We start from the raw sequence: 17,203 nt of genomic DNA on the forward strand, positions 1-17,203 counted from the left end.
CATTCCTCTCCACGCAAACGAGGCGGGGTCAGCTCATGCCCACAGACCGAAGCCGACGCCCCGAACGTGTTGTGGGCTATGGACTTCCAGTTCGATTCCACCGTCGACGGCAAAGCCGTCAAGATTGCATCGATGATCGACGAGCACACGCGCCTGTCGCTGATGAACATCGTGGAGCGTTCGATCCCCGCGCAGCGGTTGGTCGAGGAACGAGGCAAGACGTTCGCGCTGTGGGGCGGGCCGCCGCTGGTATTACGGATGGACAACGGGCCAGAATTCATTTCTAGTGCGCTACACCAGTTCTGCGTGAACCGTGTGGGAATCTCGTACATCCCGCCGGGAACTCCCTGGAACAACGGGCACATCGAATCTTTCAACAACCGCCTTCGGAAGGAGTGCCTGAACCGCAACCACTGGACGAGCCTGCTCGAAGCGCGAGTGGTGATCGAGGACTTCAAGGACGACCACAATCATCGGCACCGCCACTCGTCGCTGGGCTACCTCACGCCGGCCGAGTACGCTGCCCAGTGCTCCCACACCCACCAACCGGTGGATGGGTGCGAGATCGACTGAAACCAATCAAACCGCGGCTCTAAAGCGCGGTGGTCCGACTATCGGGGACCTGCCACCTGTGGCGGCGAGTTCGTCGCCGTGGCGCAGCTTTCGGATGACCTGTTCGGGCGTGTGTCGTTTACGTCCAGCCATGAGATGAAGCCTTTCATGCCCTTGAGCAGGGCGGAAGGATTCTCATAGCGTACGGGTCACTTCACGGGGGTCATGCCACCCCGACTGCAATCGCGACGCCATTTCAGCAGTATCGTGCACAAAAATCGAGTGCCAACGCGACTCCACCTCATCTGACGGGCTCTCGCGGACCCCGGTACGCAACTGAGAGGGGTACGGTGCGGAAATCCGGAATGCGCCGCGCGCCACCTTTCGACACTGCAGCGTTCGTGAGCCGCCGATCGGGCGCGCCGTACAACTCGTTGAGGCGGGCCTGGAGAACGTCGTCCTCCGTCACGCGCCCCGCCGTCACTGACGCCTCGTCTCCATGCTCGAATTCCGCATCCCGCCGAGCGTGCAGGTCGTGCGCTCTCTTCGCGGTTCGGCGCGGCGCTCTTGCGGATCGATCCGCAAGGGACATCTACATCTTTCGCAGATTCACTTATGGGGGGGTGGGTTCCCATCTGCTCGATGGGCATACTGGCCGAATCGAAACTCACGTCAGGTCAACGCCATCAAGCCCGAAATGTGATGTCGCTCACTCTCCGTTCAACTAGTTTCTTGGCTGGCTAATCATAAGATGCGCAGTACATACTGTCTGTTTTTCCTTCCAGGTCAAATACAGCTATCTGGTTGCCCCAGGATCATTTCAGTGAGCGGTTCACCGACCCTCATGCCGATGCCGAACCAGCGGCCTACACTCTGGATTGCGCGTATTGAAGATTGTGCTCTATGCGGCCAAAAATGCATGTAAGGGACAGTCTTTCGCGCAACCAACAGAAAGAATCAAACACACAGAGGGAGACAGTCATGGGTTCAGTTGGGGACGTCATCAGCATCGTCAAAACAGTCGTCGAACTAATTTCCACACTCGGCACCGGTTCTGCAGACCAGTCGGTCGAGAAGCCTGCGGTCTAGGCGTCAGCCTCGATTTTTCGTGAGAGGCCGCTGCTGGTCTGATCAGTGAACTGATCAGACCAGCAGCGGTCGAATGCGCATCGGGCCGCTGGGAACTGTCACATTGTTTGAAGAACGCTGTCGTACTAAGGCCGCCGTTACCCGGTCGAAATCATCAACCAACTGCGTGTGATTGAATCGCATGTAAGTGTTTGTAGTGGCCGGCCCGGGGCCGGCTGACAGGATAGGTGTCGTCGCTACAACGCCGTGTGACTCATGAATCGCTTTGCTCCTTCGTGGTGCACTGGCCGGGGTTTGTCCACTCTGTTGTGGTGGCGACGCCGGTCCGGTCTTGCTTCGGTGGCTTGATTAGAAGCCTGCCCGACCTCGTTGCCGCGAGGTCGTGGCCCGTTACAGGCCTGCCTCGAAGTGCTCTTTCCGGGCCGACGCCGACAACGACGTCGCCCATCGGAAAGGACATCCGTCGCTATGCCTATCGTCGCAGATAACTACGAAATCGTCATCGGGGTCGATACTCACGCCGCCGCCCACGCGCTGTGCGTCGTGGCCGCCGCAACTGGTGCGGTGCAGGACAAAGCAAGTTTTCCAGCAAGCCCGGCGGGTCTTGATCGGGCCCGCACGTGGATTGCACACAGAGTAGGTCAACAAGCCGCCCTCGTTGTCATCGAAGGCATCGGCTCCTACGGCGCCGGACTCTCCGACCGCGTTCTCGCGGCGGGATTCCCGGTAGCCGAACCCTCCGTGATGGGGTCGGCGGATCGCAGAGGAGTCGGTAAGACCGACGATCTCGACGCCGCTCGTATCGCCCGATCATTCCTCGCTGTCCGGGGTTGAGGAGGTAGTAGATCTCGCGAGCCAGGTAGCGCTTCAGGCACCTGATCGCTTCCAGCTTCGAATGGCCTTCGCTGATCTTCTTCTCCACGTAAACCTGGGTTTTCGGGTCGAGTCGAATACGGCCGATGACGGCCAGATGTTGACGATTCCTCAGCACGGGCGTACCTTCCCGCCAGCGTTGGCGCGCTGGACTTGATCAGAATCCTGTTCGTGTACAGATCATCATCCGGGAAGGTGCGTCCTCCCGGGATCCACAGGTTTCGATCATTCCTCCGCATGAAATGTTGATCTGCTCAAACCCGTTATGCGACATGCCGATCTACCGGAATGTCCTCGTGTGATCAGTCCTTCGACGATCGCGATCTTCCTTTTGGGGGCGCCACCGACTGATCGTCGAACAAGGCGCACACATCGCGAGTCAATGCGAGTTCAGCTTCGAGTGCAGCGATAGGGCGCGGGCCGATGCGAGCTCGTCGGACTCAACGCTCGGTACACCGCCGCGCACCTCCGCATCGATCAGGGCTTGGGCTTTCCACCGGAACAACGTCGCCGGCGATATGCCGGTTTCCGTAGCGATATCGGCGACTGTGTCACCACTTCGCAGACGGTGCGAGATCTGTCGCCGGACTGAGTTCGGATACGACTTGGGCACTGTGACCTCCTATGGACCGCTCTGCCTCATCTCTCATATAGATGGTTCACTTTGAGGGGCACGGATCATGCGGTCACTTGATGGGGGGTCATGTCACAGTTACCCGCCTCAGCCTTCCCGATTTCAGGCGCAGGGCGGGTGGTAGTCGAGGCCGGGCAAGACCTGATCCCACAACTGCGATGTGAGAATTCCCCGCGTCGCGTGGCAGACGCGGTGGGCAGCAGCATCAGCGTCGAGGGTGAGCGCGCGCATCGCACCACCCTCGCCTGCGGCCATGATTCTGCTCCCCGCCGGGTCGAACGCTACGCGCCACCGCACCGTTCCAGTTGGCACGATCGAGGTCCCCGTGCCGCGGATCCGTAAGCCATCGACGTCCCAGATTCGCACCGATTGGTCGTCGCTACCGCTAGCGAGGTGCTCTCCGTCAGCACTGAAGGCCACGGACCTTACAGTACTGGTATGCCCAGTTAAGACTTCCGGGTTGGCGTCGGTGTCATTGTCTGACCCGATGCTCCATATGCGGATCGATTGGTCGTCACTACCGCTGGCAAGGAGCTGGCCATCGGGACTGAACGCGACTGAGTTCACAGCGCCGGTATGCCCAACTAACGCGTTCCGTCGGGGGACGGGCATTGCAGGGTTCGACGCATCCCAGATGCGGACCGTGTTGTCGCTGCTCCCTACGGCGATGAGGTTACCTCCCGGGCTGAATGTGACGGAATTGATCCAGCCCGACGGGCCGGTCAGTGCGGCCCTTATGGGGTCGGGTCGGCTGGGATCGTCAACACGCCACAGCATCAACGACTGGTCGTCTGCGGCGGTCGCGAGTATGGAGCTATCGGGGCTGAAAGCTAGCTCGTGGGTATAGCGTGCGGAAATTGGTAGTACAGGACCCGCTGCCGCGGTTGCGCCTGAGGTAATGGTCCACAGTTGGACACCGGTGCTGCCGAGGCCCGCTGTCGCAAGAGTGGACCCGTCCGGTGAGAGAGCGAGGTTCTCGATCCCGAGTCCGTCAGGAGCGCGAAGCCGTTCCCGGATTGTCGGGGTCCGTCCTCCTGTGATATCCCAGAGTAGGACCGTACCGTCGAGTGATCCGGTGGCCATCACTTGTCCGCTGCGATCGATTGCCGGTGTGGCGACCCTGCGGCTGTGCCCAGCGAGTACCGCGCTAGGCAAACTCCAGACGCGAACGAGGCCGTCCTGACCACCGGTAATTACTTTCGTTCCGTTGTTCGTGAAAGTTGTCGTCGTCAGTCCACCGCTGCTCCCGACGAGCGGGCCGCCGAGCACAGTGGGATGGTCGGGATCGATCACAGACCAGACACGAGCGGTGCCGTCCCAACTCGCCGAGACCAGCGACTGCCCATCCGGACTGAAAGACACCGACCAGATTGCGGCAGTGTGGCCGATCAGCGGGGTCTGCCCCATCACCGGCGTATTCGGGTTATCCACCATCCAGATCCGTACGCTGTGATCGTCACTGCCCGTAGCCAGCATTCGGGAGTCCGGGCTAAATGCCACGGAGTGGACGGTGTCGGCGTGCACCCGTAGCGGCGGTCCCCACGGGATTACCGGTCCAGCGAGGTCTTCTACGTTCCACAGTATTGCGGTGTGGTCATCACTTCCCGTCGCGAGGGTACGGCCGTCCGGACTGAACGCGACGGTGCGGACTGGCGCCTCATGTCCGCGGAGAGGGGGGGTTCGTTGCGTCACGGCGGCCGAATTATCCACATCCCACAGGCGTGCCGTCGTATCGTCTCCGGCGGTGGCGATTGTGCGCCCATCAGGACTGAACGCGACCATGTAAATAGCGCCGGAATGGCCGACCACGGGGGAACCTAGTGGACTGGGACGGTCCGGATCTCGAACGTCCCACAGGCGCAGAGTTCCGTCACCCCCTCCACTTACGAGATAGTGCCCGTCCGGGCTGAAGGCGACACTGGTGACCCAGCTGGTGTGCCCGACCAGAGGACCACCTAATTGTTTGCCGCTGAGTGGATCCCATAGCCGAATCGTGCGGTCGTAACTGGCGGTGGCCACAATTCCGTTTCCCGCTACTGCGGTGTCGTAGATAGCTCCGGTATGTCCGGACATCGGGCTTGCCAGCGGAGCGTTTTGACTGGCAAGTACCATCGCGTGTGCGGCCGGGTCGAGAGGTCGCAACGCTGAGCCGGCAAGAGACACCTGAGCTGACAACGAGGGGTCGGAGTTCTGTGTGCGCCCGGCTTGTGCAAGCACCTCGGCGAACTGAGCGTCGTTTCGCTGAACGTCGGACGATACGCGTTGGGCATGACTGGTCAACGCCAGGACCATCGCTACCACCGTAAGGAGACTCAGCAAGCCGACCATGCACCGCTTCAGCAACAAGGCGGTACGGGCTTGACGGTGTCCGGCGTCGACGTACTCACGTGTTGTGGTCGCGAACTTAGCGGAGGGCTCCCTGGTCAATGCCAATGCAGACTCGAGCCGAAGCCCTCGATAGAGAAGCGACACTTCGCGATCGTTGCGGTTCCATTCGTCCGCATCCCGGTCCAGACGTTGACGTCGAACTGTATCCGCGCGATTGTCCTCCAACCATTCTGCGAACCGGGGCCAGGCTTCGAATACAGCCTCGTGGGTGAATTCGATTCCGGCGGAATCGCATGTCACAAGCCGACTGTCGATTAGTGCATCAAGGGCGGCTAGTCCGGCCTCGACGTCGGGGACGCTTTCCAGCAGTGTGTGTCGCGCAAGTCGGCGTCGTGTGTCGGGCCCGTCCTCGTTCACCGTGACCAGTCGCAGTAGCATTTGCCTGGCAGCGTGACGTTGGAGAGGAGTAAATGTCGACCATACTTCCTCAGCTGTACGTGCCAACGCCCCGTGGACACCACCAACAGATTCGTAGGCGGCAATCGTCATGGTCTGCGCAGAACGCGCATTCCACGTCTCTGTTAAGGCGTGCGCGAGCAGCGGAAGCGCGCCCCCATGTCCATATCCTGCGCCAGTTACGCCGTTGTGTACCCCGAGGTCGCGGATGATGACATCGACCAAGCCGGGTTCGACGTCGACGCCGACCAGCTTGGCCGGCCCGATCACTGCGGATGCTATTTCTTCGCGCGTCATCGCGCCCAGCACCATCTGATCTTGTTCCAGACGCCGGGCGAGTTCCGGAATCCTCAAGCATTGTTCATAAAAATCTGCGCGCACCGCAACAACAACTGCATCCACGGGGCTATCCTCAAACCTTCGGGCCTTTGCCAGTGTCACCAGTTGCTCGACGAATTGTTCCCTGACGACACCATGGTGGCATTGGGTGAACAGTTCCTCGAAACGGTCGATGATCACGATGACTCGCCCATCTGGTCGCGCCATCAACGCAGCATCCAACGCACCGAGGGGGTCTGCGCCAGGACTCAGCTGTACCGCTGACCGATTGGGGCTGAGGGCTGGTAGTAGGCCAGCATGCAAGAGCGACGACTTCCCAGTCCCCGAAGCGCCCACCAGAAATGTCAGTGCGACATCGTCTCCGCCGTCGAGTGCTTTGGACATCAGTGCCGCTGTAGCCTTGTCGCGGCCAAAGAACAATGTGCTGTCTCCCTGTCCGTATGCTGCCAAACCTATGTACGGGCAAGGGATTTCGGGTTTCCCTGGAGGTGCGAAGCGCCTTTGGTGAGACACGTCAGTTGTGACTACGTGATTGCTTCGCTGCGCACGCATCCATAGCTTTTGCCACTGTGATAGTGAGTACAGCCCCTCTACCGGGGGTTCGGGAACCCGTGCGCGTGCCGCAGCGACAAGAACATGCAAGGCCGCTGACAAACCCTCGAATCTGGCAGGTACGTTTCGGCCACCCCGCCAGTCGGAAAGCCGCTGCGCAGATACGTAGACAGTTCTGCGGGAAGCCCCGCTGACGATCGAGGCATTGGCGCGGTCAGCAACTCTCTTCAAAACCGGGTTTCCAGCCAGTTCATACAATAGTGCAAACCTGGCAGCGAACTCTGATCGCGCGTTCTCGTCAGCCCGTGAAGATCCCATGCCCACTCCATGCACTCGCTTGTTACCGATAAGTAGACATTACTGGGACTGTGAACCGTGCCGGGTTTCTTGCCGCTCCTATGCCGGCGACATCTCCGGCTGGAGAATCGATAGTTGAGAATAATAGACGGCTTCGAACTCGTCGGGAGTGACGTAGTCCAAGGTGCTGTGCGGACGGCGGGTATTGAACCAATCCACCCATTCCATCGCCCAAGAATTCGATGTCGTCGATCGTCTTGATCGCCCCTTGCGGAAACGGACTGCTCTTGGAAACTGCTTCTGTCTTGAACGGTCCGATTATCGACTCTGCAAGGGCGTTGTCGTAGGCGTCGCCGACGTTTCCAATTGAAGCCGCAATCCCTTCCAGCGCAAGCGTTTCTGTGAAGGCAATTGATGTGTATTTACTGTTGGCATCGCTGTGATGGATCAAGTCCATCGCCAATCTTATGACCGCCGTGATCGCGTCGCTACAACGCCATCTTCAATGCCGTAGTGACGATGATCATCTCCCGCACAATCCACGTCCTACCGGAACGGCACCGCGACTCGAAGGTGGAGTCGTACGGAAATTGGGTAAGAACCAGGTTTCGACCGTCGTTCACAACTCCTGAAATGAAAACGATGGAAAGCGATTGAGCACCCCCTCGTCTGGGTTGGTCGAGCGTCTTTGGGGCTTCGGCACCATCGGTCGCAGGCAGATATTACGACCAGGGCCATGCACTGCGTGTGACCAACAAAGACTGATCGTGTTGCGACGCCCCTAGAATCTGCCGCTCTGACGTATCCCCAATCGCCGCATCAGCAGACTGGCCGGGCACCATCCCACTGCCGAGTAGAACACGAGGTTTCCGCCGACGAACGCGGTCAGTGCTTGCCATCGGCGGTCGTGCAGACGGGCGAGCGCGAGGCTGGTGAGCACGACGGTGCCCGCGAGTGCGGGAACAGCGCGTTCGATGCTCAGACCGGCGGGTCCGTTGAGGGTGTCGTTGCATGACATGCGGAGAGCCTCGGTTCTGTGAGATGTTGCGGTTCGACTGGTATACCCCACGGGGTAGACGATAGACTACACTCAAGATACCCTAGGGGGTACGTGCTACCGTTCGGACACCGCTCCCGACCATGAAGGACACACAGTGAGTTCTACGGACGTTCGAACCGACGAGAGTTCTGCAGACAGCTCGCCGCCAGGGATCACTGGGGGGCCGTTGGCGCGCTTCGGTGCGCGCATGGCAGGCAATTTCAAGTGGGTGGTCACCGCGTGGCTGGTGGTCATCATCGGATTGGGAGCGTTTGCCCCGTCTGTGTTCGGATCTCTCGCCGGTGCCGGTTGGCAATCCAACGGATCGGAGTCGGTCCAGGTTCGCGAACTCGCACAGGAGCACTTCGGCGGGAACTCTTCTGCGGCGATACAGGTGGTCGTGCACTCGGACACCGAGCAGGTGACGGACCCCGCTGTCGCGGCTGTCATTTCCGAGGTCACCGACATTCTGGCTGCTGACTCGCGGATTTCCGAGGTGATCGCCCCGAAACCGGGGATGTCGATCAGTGCCGATGGGCACACCGGAATTCTCATCGGTGGAGCGAACGGGACGACCGACGAGATGGTCAAGGCCGTCGACGATCTCAAGGGCGACTTGACCGCAGCCTCCACGGACTCGATCGAGGTTTACCCGACCGGAGCATCGGCGCTGTGGAGTGACTTCAACAAGGCCAACCACGACGCGATGATCAAGGCCGAAATCATCTCCTGGCCGGTCACATTGGCGATCATGGTGCTCGCGTTCGGATCACTCGTCGCGGCAGGCCTGCCCTTGCTGTTGACACTGGCCGGTCTCGTCGCATCCGCGGGTGGCTTGGTTCTGCTGAACGAAATCACGCCGATCTCGGTGTGGGCGATGAACTTTGCGATGATGTTCGCCCTGGCGCTCGGTATCGACTACGCGCTTTTCCTCGTCGTGAGGTTCCGGGATGCGCTGCGTAAGACCATCGACACCGGTCGGATCGACCCGCAGCGTGCAGTGGCAGAAACGATGGACACGGCAGGCAAAGCCGTCCTGCTGTCCGGACTGACCGTGCTGATCAGCTTGTCTGCCGTGCTTCTGGTACCCGCACCTGCGGTGCGCACGATGGCCGTGGGCATCATGCTCGCGGTGGTGTTCGTTCTCGCTGCCACCCTCACGCTGCTCCCCGCAGTTCTGGGCAAGCTCGGACCGAAGGTCAATGCCGGCTCCCTCCCGTACGCGAAGCGGCAGGTGCATCGCTCGCCGAAATTCGCGTCCTGGGGTCAATTGCTGCACAAGCATCCGTGGCCGTTCGCCATCGGCTCCCTGTTGATTCTGGTGGCGCTGTCGATTCCGGCACTGGGCCTGAAGGTCGCCATGCCGTCCATTTCGGTTGTGCCCGAGGACGCTCCGGTCCGGCAGGGCTACGAATTGGTTCAGGCACAGATGGGTGAAGGCGCACCAGGAATGCTGCAGATCATCGCCCCCACGTCGGAGGCAGAGCAGACCGCACAGATCGCAGCGAGCGTGAACGGCGTATCGATGGTGACGCCGCCCATGCCCGCCATGGACGGATCCGACTTCGTCATGCTGCAGGCCATCCCGAACGTGGATCCGTCGGACCCCGCACTCGAGACCACACTCGACGCCTTGCGTGCCGAGCTGCCCGAGGGCGCGATCGTGGGCGGTGCGCCCGCGGAGAACCTGGACCTGCAGACAGCGTTGAACGAGTATCTGCCGATCGTGGTGTCGGTGATCCTCGTGCTCGGATTCCTGTTGCTGCTGATCGCGCTGCAGGCACCGCTGATCGCCCTGCTGGGGACCGTGGTCAGCCTGCTGTCCACCGGAGCGGCATTCGGTGTGGCGAAGCTGATCTTCCAAGACGGTCACGGCTCGTCGCTGCTCGGATTCACGCCGCAGGGATTCCTGAACGGCTGGGGCCCGGTGTTCTTCTTCGCGATGATTTTCGCAATTGCGATGGATTACACGGTGTTTCTGCTGTCGAGCGTCAAGGAACACTACGAGAACACCGGTGATCCGCACGGTTCTCAGGTCGACGGAATGGCGCATTCGGGACGGGTGATCTTCGCGGCGGCAGCGGTGATGATCGCGGTGTTCTTCTCGTTCGCGCTCGCCGAACCACTGCCACCCAAGGAGATGGGAATCATTCTGGGTGTCGCCGTATTGCTGGACGCGATTCTCATCCGCTTGGTTCTGCTGCCGGTGTTGTTGCGCTTGACCGGCCACGCCGCGTGGTGGTCACCCGCATGGCTACGAGCGGTGTTGCCCAAGATCGGCTTCTCACACAGCTGAGTGTCACCGATCTCGAGCAACACAGTGGTGGCCGAGGCCGTCCGGCTTCGGCCACCATGACCGCTCTTACCCCTAGGGGTAAACTGGAGTTTCATCGAACGAAGGACTGAACGACATGACCGGTGACACCGAAAGCATCGCGTTGGTATTGAACCGTCTGCGGCGTGCGCAGGGTCAGCTTGCAGGAGTGATCGCCATGATCGAGAGCGGTCGTGACTGCAAGGATGTCGTCACCCAGCTGGCCGCGGTATCGAAGGCCCTCGACCGGGCAGGCTTCAAGATCGTCGCCACCGGGCTCCGTGAGTGCATCACCGGAGCGGAGACGGGCGAGAAGATGAGCGAAGCGGAGCTCGAGAAGCTGTTTCTCGCCCTCGCCTGAGGTCCGCGACGGTGCGCCGACCTCGCGTCAGCAGTGTGAGGGTGCTCCGAGGGGCCCGTGTGGATGGGTGAAAACCGCACGGGCCCACAACGCTGTGGACAACAGCGCCGCCGCACATCCCAAGTACATTCCGATGGAGGGGCCCGCGAACTCGGCATCGGGCGTCAGCGATTGCCTCGACCAGATTGCCAGTACGGCGAAGACCGTGGTTACTCCGTTCCCAGCCAACGCCAAACCTGCCCATCGGAACCGCCGAAGTGAGCGAGCGGCTGCGGCCACCGTGACCGTGAACGTGGCGCTGAAGACGACGAACAGAGTGGGTAGAACTCCCGCGGACTCCGCTTCGGCGCGTGATGTACGGAGCAAGACGTCATATCCATGCGCCGAACCGGTGTGGGGTAGCGCGAACCCCAGGATTGCGGTCGCTATCGCGGCGATGAGAATCGGCATGCTTCTGCCGAACTCGACCTCGGGCAGCACCCGTCGCTCTATGGCGTCGAACACCGAGCGGTACGTGCTCAGCTCGCCGTCGACGCCGTGACTCCTCGGCTTTCGGCAGCTCACGCCCGGCCGGTGAGGATGGCGTTCCAATACAACGCCGGCAGGCCGCGCCTCTTCAGGAACCACATGTCGCGGCGTTCGTGGGTGGTGTCGATGAACGGAATCGAGGGTGCGGGCTGCATCGTGTAGTCGAATTCGGCCAGAAGCATCGTGTTCCGAGAGGTCGTCAAGGGGCAGGAGGCATAGCCACCGTACTGCGCGGTCAGCGGGCGGCCGGCGATGCTCGCCTGCAGGTTCTCGGCGACGACGGGTGCCTGCTTGCGAATTGCGGCACCGGTCTTGGAGTTCGGCGAGGATCCGGCATCACCGAGTGCGAAGATGTTGTCGAATCGACTGTGCCGCAGAGTGTTCTTGTCGATCTGTACATATCCGGCTGGATTGTCGGGGTCCGCTATGGGGCTGGCCTTGATCCAGTCCGGTGCAGATTGCCGCGGTACGACGTGGAGGAGATCGTAGGGTAGCTCTTCGCTCACTCCTGCAGCATTGTCGGTGATCGTCACCGATCGGCCGTCAGGATCGACGGCGGTGACCTCACTGTTCTTACGCACCTCGATGCCGTAGCGCGCTACCACCCGCTCGAGCTCCTCGGCGAAGACCGGCACTCCGAACATTCCGGGTGTGGGCAGGACGAGGACAACTCGGATGGCGTCGAGCACGCCCTGCTCGCGCCAGTAGTCGGCTGCGAGGTACGCGATCTTCTGTGGGGCACCCGCGCATTTGATGGGGCCGGACGGCATCGTGAACACTGCGGTGCCCGAACGCATCTTCTGGATCATCTGCCACGTCTTGGGTGCGAGATCGTAGCGATAGTTGCTCGAGACCTGCGGGGTGTCGATCGATTCGGTCATTCCGGGCACGGAGTCCCAGTCGAGCTGAATACCGGGACACACCACCAGGTGGTCGTAGTGGACGGTGGTTCCAGAGGAGGTGCTGACCGTCTGGGCCTCGGGGTCGACCCCCTCGGCTCGATCCTTGATCCAGCCGACGCCCTGCGGCATCACCGACGCCTCGCTGCGCGCACTTTCCGCGGCCGGGGCCCGGCCACCACCGACGAGAGTCCACAGCGGTTGGTAGTAGTGGGTCCCTGCCGGCTCGATGACGCCGATGTCGGTCATTCCTGCTCGCCGTAGACGTGCTGCAAGCGAAAGACCGGCGTTGCCTCCGCCGATGATCGCAACTTTGTGGTCGATGGTGTGCGCGGACATGTCGTCCTCCTGTTCGTGACACGAGCTCGGTAGGCGCGGTCTCGATTCGGTTGGTGCGGGATGGGTCAGCTCGACGTCGGTGTGGGCGCGTGCCGTGAGGTCATGACGAAGGTGTGGTCATTCCGGCTGGCGTACTGCGCATACAGCAGTCGTGCTGGAAGTTCGTTCCGGCGTTCGAGCAGCTGGTGTGCAAATGCAAGTGCGGAAGTGCAAGGCACCCTCGCCTTGATTGATCGTACGGATGTACGTACATTAGGGCTAAGGCTAGTCGCCGAGTACCACGAACGCCACACTCAAGGCGGATGAACTTTCCTCTCCCGCCCCGAGTCGACGAATGTCAGACGGCCCGAGGAGGACGTGATGGTCGACGATCGCTGCAGTGTCGCCGTGAGTCCGCTGCGCCTCGCTGGATCGGCCGGGTGCGATGCCCCTGGGTGTCCGTTGGTATGCCGACCTGCTGCACGTTCACCCGCGAGATCAGGCCCGTGCGCCATGGCGCACAGAACCTCCTGAAAATACCCCACTGGGTACCATGGATTGTTGACACCTGCACGACCGCCGCCACGATCGACAAGGAGATTTCGATGCTTCTCGAACGCATCTACGACGAAGACCTCGCCCAAGCCGGATACTTCATCGGCTGTCAGACCAAGGGAGAGGCAGTGGTGGTCGACGCCCGCCGCGACATCGGTGTGTACCTGGACCTGGCCGATCGGCATGGCATGACCATCACCGCCGTGACCGAGACCCACATCCATGCCGACTACCTGTCCGGCACCCGCGAGTTGGCCAAGGCCACCGGCGCGACCACCTACGTCTCAGGAGAGGGCGGCGACGACTGGCAGTACGGCTTCGAAGCCGAACGCCTCCACGATGGCGACACGCTGACTCTGGGCAACATCACCGTGCAAGCCGTTCACACGCCCGGCCATACCCCGGAGCACCTCTCGTTCCTGGTAACCGACGGTGCCTTCGCCGACGCTCCGGGATACATGTTGACGGGCGACTTCGTCTTTGCCGGCGATCTCGGCCGGCCGGACCTACTCGACGAGGCCGCCGACGGTGTCGACACCCGTTTCGAGGGTGCCAAACAGATCTTCCGCAGTCTGAAGCGATCGTTCGTCACGCAGCCGGATCATATCCAGGTCTTTCCGGGTCACGGTTCGGGCAGCGCCTGCGGAAAAGCTCTCGGCGCGCTCCCGTCGACCAGCGTCGGCTACGAACGCCGTTTCGCTTGGTGGGCCGGGTACGTCGAGCGCGACGACGAGCAGGGCTTCGTCGATGAGATGCTCGACGGCCAACCGGACGCACACGCCTACTTCGGCCGGATGAAGCGTCAGAACAAGCAGGGCCCGGTCGTTCTCGGGCCACTCTCTCCACTGCACGAGTACGACTCCGCAGAATTGGCACGCGCCCTGGATTCCGACGAGGTCGTCCTCCTCGACACCCGCGGCCAAGATGAGGTGCACGTCGGCACTGTCCCCGGAGCGCTCAACATCCCCGGCCTCAGCAAGGCAGCCTCGTTCGGTGCCTGGGTCTACGACCCCGAGCGAGAGGACACTCCACTGGTGGTGCTCGCCGAGGACTGTAATGCCGCCGACGAGCTACGTGATCACCTGCTGCGGGTCGGCATCGATACGGTGACCGGGTACGTCACAAGTCTACGAGGCCTCCCCATGACGACGCCCGAGACGATCGGGGCGGACGAGCTGGATTCGTTCGACCCGGCAATGGTGCTGGACGTGCGCAACAAGACCGAACACGCCGACGGCCACATACCTGGCTCCGAACAGCTCAGCGGCGGCCGATTGTTGTGGAACCTCGACGGACTACCCACGGGCGGTCCGATCGTGACCTATTGCCAGAGCGGCGTCCGCAACGCGGTCGCAGCCAGCGCACTGCGTCGCGCCGGCTACCATGTCGTCGAACTTGAGGGCAGCTACGCCGCCTGGGCCGAGCACAACCTCGAAACAGTCTGACCGGACACACCCCGAACAGGGGGCCCGTCGTACCGTCCGCCCCCGGTTCGCTGCTTAGCTTGTCTATAAGGCTCGTCGAGCCACCGATGGCGGAGCGGACCCCAGGCGACAATCCCGATCCGGTACCGACTCGGAAGTAACGTGATGCTGCGTCGCTACGCCGACATATTCACCAGGTTCGACGCGATCTCCAACAGGGCCTCCTTCGTGCTCGGCGCGTCGACACCGCGGATGGGTGAAACCTGTGTGGCAGCGGGTAGTTCAGCGGTCGGCATACGAGCGGAATGGGACTGGGCGCGCGTGAGTTCGCGGCGAGAATTTTCTCGATGCGATCGGTGTCTCGTTTACGGGTCTGCGAGGCCGGCGGCTGTTCCGTCGTGGACGGAAGGAGTTGCGGTCCCCGAGGTCCTCGATGGAGATCACTTCGGACGTGTACTGAGCATCACTCCCTGATCGCCCGTACGGATGTACGTACATTTGTTGTACAGTAACCCACGAGCGTCAGCATGTGGCGACTCAACCCACGAGTGTCAGCATGTGGCGACTCGAATTCGGATTCCGACACACAGATCGACAGGAGAGCCTCTGATGGTCGACGACGATCGCAGTGCCGCGCTCGACCGCTCCAGTGCGATGCCGCTGTGGGCGCAACTGCATGCCGATCTGGTCCGCAGGATCGGCGACGACGAATTCGCCGGCTCCGAGTTCCCGGGCGAGCATGCGTTGACCACGAGTTACGGCGTGAGTCGTCACACCACCCGCGAGGCTCTGCGGCGCTTACGGAACGAAGGAATCTTGATTGCGGAGCGTGGCCGGCCTTCTCGGCTGGCGGCTCCGCCGGTGATCGAGCAACCTCTCGGTGCGCTCTACAGTCTCTTCGCTGCCGTGGAAGCCACGGGTGTTGCCCAGCACAGCGTGGTGCGTGCACTCGAACTACGCACCGACCCCGCGGTCGCTGCCACTCTGCAGGTCGGCCCCAAGGCCCCACTGCTCTACCTGGAGCGCATCCGTATGGCAGGGACGATGCCGTTGGCGCTTGACTATGCCTGGTTGCCAGGAGATCTGGCACACGACCTCCTGGACGCAGACTTCACTCATACAGCTCTGTACATCGAGCTCGAGCAACGCTGCGGCATCCGCCTCACCGGTGGCCGCGAGGACGTCACTGCCGTCGTCCCGGATCCAGAGGATGCGGCAGCACTCGAACTCGATGCGAAGACCGCCGCGCTGTCGATCCGCCGTTTGGGTTTCATGAACTCCCGGCCGGTGGAGTTACGGCACACAGTGATTCGAGGAGATCGGTTCACCGTGTCGGCCACGTTCTCATCGAGCGAGGGCTATCGCTTCGTGCCGGCCATGCCGCTGCACGCCCTGTAAGCACCCACCGATCCAAGGAGCGTTCTTCATGACTGGAGCACTACCGGCAGCCGATCCAGCTGCCGCACACGCACTGATCGCCGAATCCGGAGCCATCCTGATCGATGTCCGCGAGGACGACGAATGGGCTGCCGGACATGCCCCCGCTGCCGTACACGTCCCCCTCGGATCGCTCGACCCCTCCGATTACACCCCGGACCAGCCTCTGGTGGTCGTCTGCCGTTCCGGAGCCCGGTCGAGCAAAGCCGCGGCGGTACTCGGTGCGGCGGGACGCACGGCCCACAACCTGACCGGCGGAATGAAAGCGTGGCACCAAGACGGCCGCCCCGTGGTCCGTGATGACGGCACCCCCGGCACAGTGATCTGACATGGTCGCCACCCTCGCGATCGCAGTCGCCGCCGGGATACTCATCGGGCTCTCCCTCGGCGCACTCGGTGGTGGGGGATCGATACTGACTGTTCCTGCACTGGTGTATCTCCTGGCGGTCGAACCGCAATCGGCAACGAGCGCCTCGCTGATCATCGTCGGCATCACCTCGATCATCGCGGCCATCAGCCATGCGCGAGCACGTCACGTGCGGTGGCGGGCAGCCGGAGTGTTCGGAATCCTGGGCTCGGTGACCGCTTTCGGTGGATCGATCCTCAATCGGTCGGTCGACCCGCAGATCTTGCTGCTCGCGTTCGCTGCACTGATGATCGTCGCAGCCGGCGCGATGCTGCGCCGTACACGGCGCGGACACGATGCCGACGTACCGACGCCGAACCCGGCCGAGACCGAGGAGATGCACCCTAGCGCCGTCGCGGTCACCACCAAGCCCGCGAAAGTGAAGATCAACACTTCACAGGTGGTCAAGCTGGTCACCTCCGCGCTCGTCGTCGGCTTCCTTACCGGTTTTCTGGGAGTGGGCGGCGGATTCCTCATCGTCCCTGCCCTGGTTCTGGCACTGGGTTATACGATGCCCGTCGCTGTCGGAACATCGCTGGTGATCATTTCCATCACCAGCGCAGGCGCCTTCACCGAACGCCTCGGCACGGGTGCCGCAATCCCGTGGGAGATCGTCGTTCCGTTCACTCTCGCGGCAATCGCAGGCTCGTTCGCAGGAAAAATCATCACCGACAAAGTCTCTGTCACCACACTCACCCGTAGCTTCGCAGCCCTGCTACTCGTCGTGGCCGTCTACGTCACTGTCCAATCCGCCATGGCCCTGTGATGCACGCCGGCGTCGCCCACCGAGCCCCTTTCTACG

The 17,203-nt window shown here is 61.9% G+C and carries 14 protein-coding genes and 1 pseudogene; 8 read left to right on the forward strand and 7 right to left on the reverse strand.

What is annotated here, in order from left to right; all coding sequences use genetic code 11:
- Positions 1–66 precede the first annotated feature (66 nt).
- Together RA302_RS31915 and RA302_RS31920 are read left to right on the forward strand one after the other, a co-directional pair.
- Positions 67–573: an integrase core domain-containing protein gene (locus tag RA302_RS31915; protein WP_080712845.1), complete on the forward strand. Its 507-nt coding sequence runs from the start codon at positions 67–69 to the stop codon at positions 571–573.
- A gap of 1,536 nt (positions 574–2,109) precedes the next feature.
- Complete coding sequence (locus tag RA302_RS31920; protein WP_021334733.1) at positions 2,110–2,475, forward strand: transposase; 366 nt, start codon at positions 2,110–2,112, stop codon at positions 2,473–2,475.
- On the opposite strand, the pseudogene RA302_RS31925 reads toward RA302_RS31920, so the two are convergent.
- The 5 genes and pseudogenes from RA302_RS31925 to RA302_RS31945 form a co-directional block, all read right to left on the reverse strand.
- Positions 2,465–2,623: pseudogene (locus RA302_RS31925) on the reverse strand (IS110 family transposase); the annotation flags it as partial. The gene RA302_RS31920 and the pseudogene RA302_RS31925 sit on opposite strands and share 11 nt — an antisense overlap.
- A 270-nt stretch (positions 2,624–2,893) precedes the next feature.
- The gene (locus tag RA302_RS31930) at positions 2,894–3,127 is read right to left on the reverse strand and encodes a transposase (RefSeq protein ID WP_021334551.1); all 234 of its coding nucleotides are present in this window, start codon (positions 3,125–3,127) and stop codon (positions 2,894–2,896) included.
- A 123-nt stretch (positions 3,128–3,250) separates the two neighbouring features.
- Complete coding sequence (locus RA302_RS31935; protein WP_030537990.1) at positions 3,251–7,141, reverse strand: WD40 repeat domain-containing protein; 3,891 nt, start codon at positions 7,139–7,141, stop codon at positions 3,251–3,253.
- 22 nt (positions 7,142–7,163) lie between these two features.
- On the reverse strand, positions 7,164–7,577 hold the full coding sequence (locus RA302_RS31940; protein WP_229757369.1) for a hypothetical protein: 414 nt from the start codon (positions 7,575–7,577) through the stop codon (positions 7,164–7,166).
- A 324-nt stretch (positions 7,578–7,901) separates the two neighbouring features.
- Positions 7,902–8,138 carry a DUF2892 domain-containing protein gene (locus RA302_RS31945; protein WP_011331582.1) on the reverse strand — a complete coding sequence of 79 codons (237 nt, stop codon included), beginning with the start codon at positions 8,136–8,138 and terminating at the stop codon, positions 7,902–7,904.
- Positions 8,139–8,274: 136 nt separating this feature from the next.
- On the opposite strand from RA302_RS31945, the gene RA302_RS31950 reads away from it, so the two are divergent.
- Both RA302_RS31950 and RA302_RS31955 read left to right on the forward strand, forming a co-directional pair.
- A complete protein-coding gene (locus RA302_RS31950; protein ID WP_011331581.1) occupies positions 8,275–10,455 on the forward strand; it encodes an MMPL family transporter in 2,181 nt (726 codons plus the stop codon).
- Positions 10,456–10,570: 115 nt separating this feature from the next.
- A complete protein-coding gene (locus RA302_RS31955; RefSeq protein ID WP_011331580.1) occupies positions 10,571–10,834 on the forward strand; it encodes a metal-sensitive transcriptional regulator in 264 nt (87 codons plus the stop codon).
- A 27-nt stretch (positions 10,835–10,861) separates the two neighbouring features.
- On the opposite strand, the gene RA302_RS31960 is transcribed toward RA302_RS31955, so the two are convergent.
- Together RA302_RS31960 and RA302_RS31965 are read right to left on the reverse strand one after the other, a co-directional pair.
- Entirely contained in the window at positions 10,862–11,398 is a 537-nt protein-coding gene (locus RA302_RS31960) for a hypothetical protein (protein ID WP_011331579.1), read from the reverse strand.
- Positions 11,395–12,600: an FAD/NAD(P)-binding oxidoreductase gene (locus tag RA302_RS31965; protein WP_021334544.1), complete on the reverse strand. Its 1,206-nt coding sequence runs from the start codon at positions 12,598–12,600 to the stop codon at positions 11,395–11,397. The genes RA302_RS31960 and RA302_RS31965 overlap by 4 nt, the downstream gene beginning before the upstream one ends.
- Positions 12,601–13,184: 584 nt before the next feature.
- Here RA302_RS31965 and RA302_RS31970 point away from each other — a divergent pair.
- The 4 genes from RA302_RS31970 (at position 13,185) to RA302_RS31985 (ending at position 17,167) form a co-directional block, all read left to right on the forward strand.
- Positions 13,185–14,579, forward strand: coding sequence for an MBL fold metallo-hydrolase (locus tag RA302_RS31970; protein ID WP_030537988.1), 1,395 nt, complete (start codon positions 13,185–13,187; stop codon positions 14,577–14,579).
- 588 nt (positions 14,580–15,167) lie between these two features.
- The gene (locus tag RA302_RS31975) at positions 15,168–15,956 is read left to right on the forward strand and encodes a GntR family transcriptional regulator (protein ID WP_011331576.1); all 789 of its coding nucleotides are present in this window, start codon (positions 15,168–15,170) and stop codon (positions 15,954–15,956) included.
- Between the two features lie 28 nt (positions 15,957–15,984).
- On the forward strand, positions 15,985–16,323 hold the full coding sequence (locus RA302_RS31980) for a rhodanese-like domain-containing protein (protein WP_011331575.1): 339 nt from the start codon (positions 15,985–15,987) through the stop codon (positions 16,321–16,323).
- Between the two features lies 1 nt (position 16,324).
- Complete coding sequence (locus RA302_RS31985; RefSeq protein ID WP_011331574.1) at positions 16,325–17,167, forward strand: sulfite exporter TauE/SafE family protein; 843 nt, start codon at positions 16,325–16,327, stop codon at positions 17,165–17,167.
- Positions 17,168–17,203: the final 36 nt, after the last annotated feature.

Origin of the sequence: Rhodococcus sp. DN22, from assembly GCF_036669995.1 — a bacterium.
Classification (GTDB): Bacteria; Actinomycetota; Actinomycetes; order Mycobacteriales; family Mycobacteriaceae; genus Rhodococcus_F; species Rhodococcus_F erythropolis.